This is a genomic window from Chitinibacter bivalviorum (genome assembly GCF_013403565.1).
GTDB lineage: Bacteria > Pseudomonadota > Gammaproteobacteria > Burkholderiales > Chitinibacteraceae > Chitinibacter > Chitinibacter bivalviorum.
Window position 1 is genome coordinate 886,384 of the sequence record NZ_CP058627.1, and the last position, 10,238, is coordinate 896,621.

Genomic DNA, 10,238 nt, shown 5'->3' on the forward strand with positions numbered 1-10,238 from the left:
AACCCAATTCATAGAAATATAGCCTACGTTTATTAGTGAACTCTGAAATAGTGAAAATCAAAGCCTCAGAGAGCATCTGGCTTCTCGTCTGCGTACTGGCATCCTTTCTTGATCTGGCTTTTTTGCCGACAGATCAAATGATTGGTTTGCTCAGCTTATCGAGTGGTATATACGTGCTGGCCCTGATGCAAAATGGGTGGCGCATTCTGCCTTACCTAGCCGCCGCCATTGCTTTGCCGTGCCTGTATCTTCCACTCTCAATCCCCCAGGTATTACTGCTCAGCACAATAAAACTCTGCAGCACCAGCATCGTTTACTCGGTGTTTAGCGCAGGGGCTTTTCGACAGCCTTTTAAAATTCGCGATGCGATCCGTCTATTAGTTTGGGGGGCGGGTGTCGCTGGCTTTTTGAGCTCGACCAGTATCATGTTGCTTTTACCTGGCATGATGGCGCAAATGCAGCCACAAACTGGTCTCCATCCTTGGTGGTTGCTCTATTTAAGTCATCTCTTGGGTGTTTTGATTCTTGTGCCTGGGTATTGGGCTTTATTGCATGAGCGCTTGGTATTGCGAGCGAATTGGCTGATTGAGACGACGTTTTTACTGGCGATTGCTGCGTCAGGCGGTATGTTGCAGTTGGCGCATTTCAACCCCTCGACTTTGCAATGGACTTATCTATGTTTTCCTCTGATGGTATGGTCTGCACTCAGAATGGGGCAAGTCAGTAATAGCTTGATGGCTTTATTGTTATTGCTGATTCTGGCTAGCCCCACGGTCAATCAAACATTGCCCAATAGTGAAATTTTAATGCAGGGCATTTTGTTAGCGATGGCGCAGCAAATGGGCATTTTTCTGGCTGTGATACGGCGAGAAAATGAGCTGGCTGTGTCTGAAGCTCGGTTGGCCAAGCAGGTGTTTCACCATGCTTCGGAGGGGATTATGATGATCTCGGCAGATCATCAGGTCGTTGCCGTCAATCCCGCCTTTAGCCGGATTACGGGGTATAGCGAAGAAGAGGCTTTGGGTCATCAATCACGTATTTTTGATACCCGACCGGGCAATCCAAATCAGTATCAAAGCATCTTATTGCGCGAACTCGATGCCAAAGGGCATTGGGAAGGTGAAATGCTCGATAAACGCAAAAGCGGCGAGGTGTATCCAGCTTGGTTATCGATCAGTGCGGTGCATGATCATGAAGGCCGATTAAGTCGCTATGTCGGTATATTTTCTGATTACACCACACGCAAGCAGGCTGAGCAGCGTGTCAATTACCTGGCAAGGCATGACTCCCTTACCGAGCTATTTAACCGCAATGGGTTTCATGAAGAATTGGCCAAGGCTTTGATTCGGGCGGGTACCAAGCGTCGTGGTTTGGCGGTGTTTTTTATTGATCTAGATCGCTTTAAATCCATCAATGACACCTTGGGTCATGACGTGGGCGATCAATTATTGCGCATCGTCGCTCAGCGCTTGAAAAAGCAACTCAAACAGGATGACATTATTGCCAGACTGGGCGGTGATGAATTTACTGTAGTGCTAGAAAACGTTCATCTGGCAGCGCAAATTGCCCAAGTGGCCGAGCGATTGCTGCATACCATTGCCGAAAGCTATTTGATTAACGGGCAAGAGTTGTTTGTGACCGGCTCAATCGGCATTAGCCTATATCCCAATGATGCTGGTTTGGCGTCGCAATTAATGCGCAATGCCGATTTGGCCATGTACCGAGCCAAGGACATGGGCAAAAATGCTTACCAGTTCTTTGCACAAGACATGAATAGCACCAATACGCAGCAGTTTTCGGTGCAGGCTGCGCTGCGTTTTGCATTAGAGCGTGAGCAACTTTATTTGATGTTTCAACCGCAGATGAATTTGGCTACGGGGCAATTGTGCGGGATGGAGTGTTTAATACGCTGGCAACACCCTGAAATGGGCGCGATTTCACCTGTGGAATTTATTCCCATCGCCGAAGAAACGGGAATGATTCTACAAATCGGTCATTGGGTTTTGCAGCGTGCCTGCCAAGTCGCGCAAGGCTGGCGCGAGCAAGGTTTGCAAGTACCTAAAATTGCGGTCAACTTATCGGTGCGCCAATTTAAGCCTGGTATTTTGGTTGAGCAAGTCGCGACGGTCTTGGCTGAAACAGGGCTGCCGCCGTATTTGCTTGAATTGGAGGTCACTGAGAGCCTGATCATGCGCCGTATTAATGAGGCGGTTGAGATTATGAATGACCTCAAAGCGATGGGGGTCAGCTTAGCCATTGATGACTTTGGAACCGGATATTCATCCCTGTCACAATTAAAGTATTTACCACTCGATATCTTAAAAATCGATCGCTCTTTTGTTGAAGGCCTACCAGCGAGCTCCGATGACACGGCCATTGCGCAAAGTATCGTTGCTATGGCGAAAAAGTTAGGCCTTAGCGTTGTCGCCGAAGGGGTAGAAACGCTGGAGCAGATGCAGACTTTGCGCGATGCGGGTTGCGATATGATGCAGGGGTATTACTATGCCAAACCGCTCTCTGAAATCGAAATGGGGCAATTTATCGAACGGGTATCGGCATAAAATAATTATTTTGAAAGGTGTTGGGGTTAATACCCTAGTGGTGTATTCAGGCTAATCCAGAGAGCAAGTGGTATAAAAATCAGTGAACACAAGGTACCAGCCACTACCAAAGCTGCGACAAGCTCTGGGTCTTGTTGATACTGATCGGCAAATAGATAATTGAGTACCGCTGGTGGCAGAGCACCAAAAACGAGCAAAATCCCTGCTTGCTGACTCGGCAGTAACTGCGCGAGCGGCCAGGCCAGTAATAGCCCCGTGAGCGGGCATAAGATCCCGCCTATCATCCCCGCGCGCCAGCGCGTGACTTTGAATTGCGCCATCCTCACCCCCAAAGCAAATAGCATCAGAGGAATCGCCATATCCCCCAGCATTTTAATGGGTTTAAGTAACCAGCTAGCCAATTCGATGTGCGTGTATTGCACGATCAGACCCGCGATTAAAGCCCACACCATGGGGGTTTTCAGTACCTCGGTCAATGGTGCTTGGCGATTGAATAGCTTAATTCCCAAGGTGAAATGTAATAAATTAAGCAGCACAAAAATCGCAATCGCGCCCGGAAATGCGGCTTCGCCAAAGGCAAACAGCCAGAGCGGTAAACCCATATTGCCGGTATTGGTGAACATTTGCGGCACTGCAAAAGCGGCGCGGTTGTAATTTAATTTGCCCGCGACCAAATAAGCCAGTAGTCCCGACCCCAGTAAGACGATCGTGGCAAAGAGCATTAAAAGCCAGTATTGCCCTAGTTGGGCATTTTTATTGGCCATCGCGCTAAATACCAGTAGCGGCGAAAGTAACTCTAGATTGAGCTTATTGGTCGCCGTCATATCCACCGCTTTGCGGCGAGCATAGGCCCAGCCGATCCCGATAATCAGGATAACTGGGGCAATGATTTGGAATAATTGATAGAGCGTATTCAAGTGGCAGCCTTGTATGGGCGAGAAGGGGCGATGTTCCCAGTATGTAGCACGCCCAGATGACGATGTAATGTGGATGTTGGGTGTGATTGGGTCGTAATCAGTAGCATCCTGCGCGGCTTAACGCGCGCCATACACCATGCGTTTGGCAAAACCCTTGCGTAACCATGTGACATGATCGATTGCCAGTAGCCCTAAGCTACGCGCATGTTTGATTGGGATGGACGGCGAATCGAAAATCCCGATCAAACTATCGGTAAAGGCGGTAACTAGGCCTGCATCGCGCTGGCGTAATTGTTTGTAGCGTTGCAATGAAGTTGCCTCACCTAATTGTGATTTAGGTGTTGCAGCCAGCACCTGGGCCAGTGTTTCTGCATCGCGCAGCCCCAGATTCAAACCTTGCCCCGCGACAGGGTGCAAAGTTTGCGCTGCATTACCGATCAAAACTACGCGTTGACCAATAACGGAATTCAGTGTTTTCAAGGCTAGCGGCCAACTGGCTCGCTCGGCTACAGCGGCAAATCCCGTCATGCGATCGGCAAAGCGCAGCTCAACTTCGGCAATAAACGCCTCGTCGCTTAGTGCTAAGCGCTGCGCAGCTTGTTCTGGAGTTTGTGTCCATACCAGCGTGTAGTCTATACCGTTGGGGAGTAATGCCAGCGGGCCATCGTCTGCAAAGCGCTCGAAAGCTATACCCTGATGGGGGTGTCGCGGCTTGATTTGGGCGAGCACTGCATGTTGCTCATAGGATTTGATGCTTTGTTTGACATCGTGCAATTGAGCCAATAATTGCCCGCCATCAGCCAAAACCAGCAAACGGCAAGTCATCTCATGTTCACCCAGCGCCGTTTGCATTTTAACTTGAGCAAAACGGGCCATTTGCTGAATATGGCTCACTTTGACGCCTAGTGCGATCGACGCTGCACCATTTTTCATGGTATCGAGTGCGTGTTGGGCCAAAGCTTGGTAGGGGATGGTACAGCCCAAATAATCCAAATCTAGTTCTTGTGCGTCTAGCACTGTGCGGCCTAGCGTGCCTGCTTGTGAGACGTGTACTTTTTTGATTGGGGTCGCGCCAAGACTCTCATGCCAAAGCTTGGCGTTTTGCAGTGCTGCAATGCTCGATTGAGCGATTGCTAGGGCGCGAGGGTCTTTGCCGATTTCATGCTTGGCTTCGACCAAGAGCACGTCATGCCCTGTGTTGCACAGACGCTGCGCCAGCAGGGCGCCAACTGGGCCGCCGCCCACAATCAAAATATCAATATGCAGCGGTAGACGTTCAATCAGCATTCGCAATCTCGATGGGCAAAATATTAAAAATCTGGCAATAAAAACCCGAATTGGCACGGTGGCCAATTCGGGTTTGATTTTACCGCTTGAGTGCGCCTTGGCGCGAATTAATTAGCGCAATGAGCTGTCCTTCATTACCGCTTCAATCTCTGCAACCGTTTTGGGGCAGTCAGCCGTCAGGTTTTCATGGCCTGTTGCGGTAATCAGCACATCATCTTCAATGCGAATACCAATGTTCTCAAAAGCTTTGGGGACGTTTGCGGCCGGGCGAATGTAAAAACCGGGCTCAACCGTCATCACCATGCCTGCTTTAAGTTCACGCCACTGACCATCTACTTTATAAGCGCCCACATCATGCACATCCAGCCCCATCCAGTGCCCCGTGCGATGCATATAGAACTGGCGGTAGCTTTCAGTCTCAAGTACTTCATCGAGTGTGCCCTTGAGTAAACCTAAATCGAGCATGCCTTGTGCAAGTACCCGCGTTGCCGCATCGTGCGGTGAATTCCAGAATCGACCTGGCTGGCATTGCTCTAGCGCGGCATATTGTGCGGCTAAGGTGATCTCATACACTGCTTTTTGCTCTGCAGAAAATTGGCCATTCACTGGGAAGGTGCGAGTAATATCGCTGGCGTAGCCGTGTATTTCACAACCTGCGTCGATGAGCAGTAAATCGCCCTCATTCAGGACGCAATTGTTTTCACCATAATGCAGCACGCAAGCATTCGCGCCGCTGGCGACAATGCTGCCATAGGCGGGGAAACGGCTGCCTTGACGGTAGTAATCATGCAGTATTTCAGCTTCGACTTGATATTCAAACTGGCCCGGTTTGGCAAATTGCATGGCACGTATATGTGCCTGGGCGTTGTTTTTTCCTGCTTGGCGCAAGATACCCACTTCAAAATCATCTTTGATTAGGCGCATTTCATCGACGACGCTGCGCACATCAATCACTGCACTTGGCGCTGAAATACCCGTGCGGACTAAGGCTCGCACATCGGTCAGCCAACGATTTACGCGACGATCCCAGCGCATTTCTTTGGCGAGGGGGTAATAAATTCGCGGCTGGTTTTTCATTAGCTCGACCATGCGGCGATCGAGCTCGTCGATGGGATAGGCGGCATCAAAACCAAATGTACTTGCCGCCGCTTCGGGGCCGTAGCGATAGCCGTCCCAGATCTCGCGCTCCATGTCTTTGGCACGACAGAACAGAATATTTTCGGTTTTATTTTCGCCAATGATTTGCACCAAGACGGCGTCAGGCTCAGTAAATCCTGTTAGATAGTAAAAGCTCGAGTCAAAGCGAAACGGATATGTCGAGTCGGCATTGCGGATAATTTCCTGCGTCGTTGGGATAATCACAATCCCTGGCAATAGCTGCTTAGCGAGATGTGCGCGTCGTGAAATACAACTGCTAATTAATTGGGTTTGTTGCATGTCTGTGCTCCGATCTCGGATTTAATTGATGTGTTGGGGTGTACCAAATTATAAGGCCGCAATCGAAATTGCGGCCTAGTGAATATCGCCAATTGAGCTTATCGCTTCACTTGATTGAAGCGCTTGGTGCTCTCAACGCCATTGGCGTAGGGCTCTAGCTGATCGCCTATCGTGCGGTCAATATTGTCGAGCCGATCTTTGGGCGAAGGGTGGGTGCTAAACATTAAAGCGACCGTGCCATCGCTGGGATTGACTGCGCCGAGCAATTGCAGGACGCTGACCAATGCATAGGGGTTGTAGCCCGCGCGTGCCGCCAGCACCATGCCATTGATATCGGCGCTGTATTCGTCGTTTTTGTCTAGTCCGCGCACAAACACTTCAGACCCCGCTTTGCCCAGTGTTGAGGCTAGTTTTTGCCCGCCTTGCACATTTTTAATTTCAGCGTACAGATTAATACTTTGTGCCGTCGCCTGTTGCAGGCGATCTGATTGCATGGCTCGGATTTGATCTTTGCGAATCACATGGCTGATTTCATGACCGAGCACGCCAGCTAATTCTGCTTCGCTTGTTAATCGATCCCATAAACCACGTGTAATCAAAATATATCCGCCGGCTGCAGCGAAGCTATTAATGTTGGGGCTATCAATCACGCCAAAGCGCCAAGGCAGGTTAGGCTCGGACGATTGTGACGCCACCCACATGCCAACCTGATTGACATAGCGTTGCAGCGCTGGGTCTTTGACGAGAGGTTCAGCGCCTAGCAAATTGGCCATGACGCTATAGCCGAGGGTTTGTTCCTGCGCTGGTGTGATTGTTTTATTCGACTCGAGCACATTACTTACAATTGAGCCTGCCGCATTGATGTTTTCTGTCGTTAGCAATTTGCTTAAATCGATGGCGTAGGCCGAGTTTTGGATTGCGATGGCTGTCAAAGCCAACAAAATACGGTGTTTCATGCTCAATTCCTCCGGCCTTCGGTGGCGTTGCTTTTGGTGTTGCTGCTGCCAGAGTTCGTGCTTGGGGTAAAAGTCGGTGTATTTTTACGGCTTAATCCATTGGCCAGCGCCGCTTGTGTCGCCGCCTGAGTGCTGGTGGCATAACTTTGCATTTTCTCTACTTCAGCAGGGTTGGGGTTGGCGTTATGAATTTGCTCTGCCGAGAGACCTTTTACCCCGGTCGTGACGGTTTTGCCGGAGGAACCTGTTTTGATAACATTACTTAAGGCGTTGCTAGAGCTGGTGGTGCCGCTGCTGGTGCGCACATTGAGTAATTTAATCCAGCCGGTTTTTCCATCGCTAAGCCGTACTTCCATCCACGCGCCTTTCCGGCTTTTAATCTCGACCTGGCTTGCATCAGGTACGCTCGCCAAGATGGAGGCATCCAAAAATGGCTTATCCCGCAGATCCGTTTTGCGGATCACTGTGCCGGATTCGGCCAGCGCAAAGCTACTGACCAGCAGTAGTGAATAAATCAACGCTTTCATGCTTTCACCTGTGGTTCAAAAAGTTGCACGGTTTGTTCGCGGCCTTTAACGTGATGTGTGCCGCGATCAATAAATTCAAAAGTTGATTGGCATTGCTGCATACTCGCTTGCGAGACCAAAATGCGTGCGACGCCTTTGGTTAAGCCTTCGATGCGCGAGGCCAGATTAACGGTGTCGCCAATTACGGTGTAGTCCAGTCGGCTTTCCGAGCCAATAAAACCGACCACCGCTGGACCGCTGTGGATGCCAATCCCAACGTCAAACTCAGCGCCTATATCCTTCAATTCTTCCTTGAATTTGACCAAGGCTTCACTCATCTCGATGGCGGCGGCAATGGCGTGTTGGGCGTGATGTTCATCGTGCGCAGGCGCGCCCCAGAAAGCCATAATCGCGTCACCGATAAATTTGTCCAAAGTGCCGCCGTGTTTGAAAATAATGGCAACCTGCATCGAAAAATAACGATTCAGTAGCTCAACAATATATTCGGGAGGATGGCTTTCGGACAAGGTTGTGAAGCCACGAATATCAGAGAAAAGCACGGTCAGCTCGCGTGATTCAGCCTTTTTATTCATATCAATTTCGCCGCTAGCAATCAGCTCGCCCACCACGCGCGAATCCAAAAAGCGAGAAAACATCGCTACTGCGTGTTCACGACTGGCTTTTTCCGCGAGATACGAAATCAAGGCCGCCAGCCAAAAGTAGACCCATGCCCAAGCAATGGGTGCCGCCAAAGATAGAAAATAGTGCTGTTTTAGTCCTAGCCACATGATGAGGGCTGCGATCAAGGTGCACATTATCAGGCTGGCGGCCAACCACAAGGTATTAATGCCACGGCGAAAACCCACTAGCAAAAGCGCGCACAAGATCAGTGCGATGGCAGCGTAGGGCGCTTTCGCGGTATCGCGCAGCCAATCATTATTTTTTAAATTATCAATCGCGGTGGCTAAGACCTCAACGCCAGGGTAGGTGGAGCTCAGTGGCGTAGCGCGTAGATCTTGTAAGCCAGGTGCAGCGGTGCCAATGATGATGATTTTGTTGTTGAATTCCTGTTTGGGGCGCAGTGGCTTTTCGCGGTTGGCATCTAAATAAACATCGGAATATGAAATGTGTTGGCGCTGGTGCTGCCAATTTATACGAATTTGTGCGGCTTTAACTTCTGGCCATTTCAAATCAAGCGCTAATCGCCAAGGTAGTGAAGGGATGAGCCAGCCTTGATTTTCACTATGAATCAAATATTGTCGGCCAATGCCATCTTGATTGGCGTTGAAGTTGATCAAGCCGCCACGCCACGAATTCCGATCGAGCACGGAAGGCAACATCAGAATTGCTCTGGCATCGGCCCGTGCCTTGTCGGTTGCGATTAAACCGACGCTGCGCGGTAAAGTTTTTAAGGCGGTACTGTTGCCGTCTTGTAATTGCGTCTGGGCGAAGTAAATATTCGAATATTTGGCCACCGTGTCACGAAAAAGCGTATCGGATTCTGTGCCAAAAGTGTCGGGCTCATTAAACATCACATCAAATACGATGGCTTTGGGGTGTTGCGCCGCAAGGTATTCGATCATTTCGGCATGTATCGAGCGTGGCCACGGCCATTTACTGGCTACCTCGTTCATCTCCTCTAGACTTTTTTGGTCGATGTCGAGGATAACAATGTCAGGGTCGGCCAGCCGCGAGGGGGCTATTTTGCGTAATAAGACATCGCCCATGCGCAGGTTGAGCAGTTGAGTGAAATTGAGACCGGCATAATCAATGCAGATCAGCATTGCAATCAGAGCAAATATGGAAGCAAAAGAAATACGGCGATGCATGTGGTCGACACGATGGCAGAAAGAAGCTTCTTTATAACCTCTTCTGCCACGACAAAGAAGCGAAATAACTCACTTTATGCCCCATACAGGCGTAACAATTAGCTAGACTGATTTGAGCCGCTAATCCCCGACATGCAAACCGCGAGCATGTGTTGAATGATTTGCTCATTATCGAGTTTGCTGTAGCGCTGCAAAAACTCGACAGCGGGATCACAGGTTCTAGAATAAAAGCTAAACAAAATCACATCACTGGGTAAGTCGGGGTTTAAATCACCCGTTTTTTGCGCCTTGGCGACCAATTTTTCTAACTGATAATTAAGTTTAATCACCCGAGCGACGTATTTAAGATTGCGCATCAACATATCGCGCACATGCGCGCTAGTAGAAGGCAGGAAAGGCATCCCACCTTCTAGGCGCACTCGCAGCGCCCACTCTAACAAGGCCGTTAACGTTGCAATTGGGCTTAATCCCTGATCTAGCCCGCTGAGAAAATCACTTGCGCCATCGAGCAGGCGCACCATGGCCTCACCAACTAGATCTTCTTTGGATTTGAAGTGCTTATAAAGGCTAGGCTTAGAAATGCCGACCGCGTTGGCGACGTCATCCATCGTCATCAGATCGTATCCTTTGTCTTTCAGGATATTGGTTGTCGCGTCCAAAATGGCCGTTTCACGCAATTTAAAGGCCTGATCTTTGAAGCTCAGCTTGGCAAGTATACTCATAAGATAATTTCGCTACTGACTGG

At 49.7% G+C, this 10,238-nt stretch carries 8 protein-coding genes; 1 reads left to right on the forward strand and 7 read right to left on the reverse strand.

The genetic code is table 11. The features are described from left to right. Positions 1 to 35: 35 nt before the first annotated feature. Positions 36 to 2,561 (forward strand): bifunctional diguanylate cyclase/phosphodiesterase, encoded by a 2,526-nt coding sequence (locus HQ393_RS04070; RefSeq protein ID WP_179357575.1) that lies wholly within the window; start codon positions 36 to 38, stop codon positions 2,559 to 2,561. Between the two features lie 26 nt (positions 2,562 to 2,587). Here HQ393_RS04070 and HQ393_RS04075 read toward each other — a convergent pair whose 3' ends face one another. The 7 genes from HQ393_RS04075 to HQ393_RS04105 form a co-directional block, all read right to left on the reverse strand. Continuing rightward, complete coding sequence (locus HQ393_RS04075) at positions 2,588 to 3,478, reverse strand: AEC family transporter (protein WP_218871290.1); 891 nt, start codon at positions 3,476 to 3,478, stop codon at positions 2,588 to 2,590. 117 nt (positions 3,479 to 3,595) lie between these two features. Further along, complete coding sequence (locus HQ393_RS04080) at positions 3,596 to 4,765, reverse strand: FAD-dependent monooxygenase (RefSeq protein WP_179357576.1); 1,170 nt, start codon at positions 4,763 to 4,765, stop codon at positions 3,596 to 3,598. Positions 4,766 to 4,876: 111 nt separating this feature from the next. After that, complete coding sequence (pepP, locus tag HQ393_RS04085) at positions 4,877 to 6,202, reverse strand: Xaa-Pro aminopeptidase (RefSeq protein WP_179357577.1); 1,326 nt, start codon at positions 6,200 to 6,202, stop codon at positions 4,877 to 4,879. A 98-nt stretch (positions 6,203 to 6,300) separates the two neighbouring features. Continuing rightward, positions 6,301 to 7,158 carry a M48 family metalloprotease gene (locus tag HQ393_RS04090; RefSeq protein WP_179357578.1) on the reverse strand — a complete coding sequence of 286 codons (858 nt, stop codon included), beginning with the start codon at positions 7,156 to 7,158 and terminating at the stop codon, positions 6,301 to 6,303. A 2-nt stretch (positions 7,159 to 7,160) separates the two neighbouring features. After that, complete coding sequence (locus HQ393_RS04095; protein ID WP_179357579.1) at positions 7,161 to 7,685, reverse strand: SH3 domain-containing protein; 525 nt, start codon at positions 7,683 to 7,685, stop codon at positions 7,161 to 7,163. Continuing rightward, on the reverse strand, positions 7,682 to 9,493 hold the full coding sequence (locus HQ393_RS04100; RefSeq protein ID WP_179357580.1) for a CHASE2 domain-containing protein: 1,812 nt from the start codon (positions 9,491 to 9,493) through the stop codon (positions 7,682 to 7,684). Before HQ393_RS04100 ends, HQ393_RS04095 begins: the two co-directional genes overlap by 4 nt. Positions 9,494 to 9,591: 98 nt before the next feature. Further along, positions 9,592 to 10,215 (reverse strand): TetR/AcrR family transcriptional regulator, encoded by a 624-nt coding sequence (locus tag HQ393_RS04105; protein WP_179357581.1) that lies wholly within the window; start codon positions 10,213 to 10,215, stop codon positions 9,592 to 9,594. Positions 10,216 to 10,238 lie beyond the last annotated feature (23 nt).

What these genes read in the sequence shown, in the direction of transcription:
- HQ393_RS04080 (WP_179357576.1), bottom strand. Translation starts at nt 4,765, where the DNA reads ATGCTGATTGAACGTCTACCGCTGCATATTGATATTTTGATTGTGGGC.
- pepP (WP_179357577.1), bottom strand. Translation starts at nt 6,202, where the DNA reads ATGCAACAAACCCAATTAATTAGCAGTTGTATTTCACGACGCGCACAT.
- HQ393_RS04090 (WP_179357578.1), bottom strand. Translation starts at nt 7,158, where the DNA reads ATGAAACACCGTATTTTGTTGGCTTTGACAGCCATCGCAATCCAAAAC.
- HQ393_RS04095 (WP_179357579.1), bottom strand. Translation starts at nt 7,685, where the DNA reads ATGAAAGCGTTGATTTATTCACTACTGCTGGTCAGTAGCTTTGCGCTG.
- HQ393_RS04100 (WP_179357580.1), bottom strand. Translation starts at nt 9,493, where the DNA reads ATGCATCGCCGTATTTCTTTTGCTTCCATATTTGCTCTGATTGCAATG.
- HQ393_RS04105 (WP_179357581.1), bottom strand. Translation starts at nt 10,215, where the DNA reads ATGAGTATACTTGCCAAGCTGAGCTTCAAAGATCAGGCCTTTAAATTG.